The organism is Larkinella sp. C7 (assembly GCF_006149005.1).
Classification (GTDB): domain Bacteria; phylum Bacteroidota; class Bacteroidia; order Cytophagales; family Spirosomataceae; genus Larkinella.
Genome location: NZ_VBSL01000056.1, coordinates 620 through 976, shown reverse-complemented (window position 1 = coordinate 976; position 357 = coordinate 620). Strand labels below are relative to the sequence as shown.

Sequence of the window (357 nt, the reverse complement as noted above, 5' to 3'; positions counted from 1 at the left end):
CAAAAGGCCGCTCCCTAGGGGTGGAGCATGCCTCTTTTGACGATTTGCAGAAAGCCCTGACAGGAGTTCTGGGGTCTTATGATGACGAAAATAATTTTGACATTTCTAAATTCGACCTGGTGCGACTGGGCCTTCTTATGGGCCAGGATAGTCGTCAACGTCGAGAATATCTCGGTCAAAGCCTACGCATCGGCTATTGCAACGGCAAACAGCTCCTCAAGCGACTGGACTTGTTTGGGCTGACCTTGGCAGAAGTGGAAGAGGCCATGAAAGGATTTAACAGCAAATAATGGACATTTCACCGGTTTATAGAATGAAATTATTGGAAAAAGTAGAAAAAGAAATTTGGAGCCGATT

The 357-nt window shown here is 45.7% G+C and carries 1 protein-coding gene; it reads left to right on the top strand.

All coding sequences use genetic code 11. The features are described 5' to 3' along the window. Positions 1 to 290 (top strand): DUF4093 domain-containing protein (locus FH871_RS34340; RefSeq protein ID WP_138995313.1); only part of this gene is annotated, 290 nt, incomplete at its 5' end. Between the last annotated feature and the right edge of the window lie 67 nt (positions 291 to 357).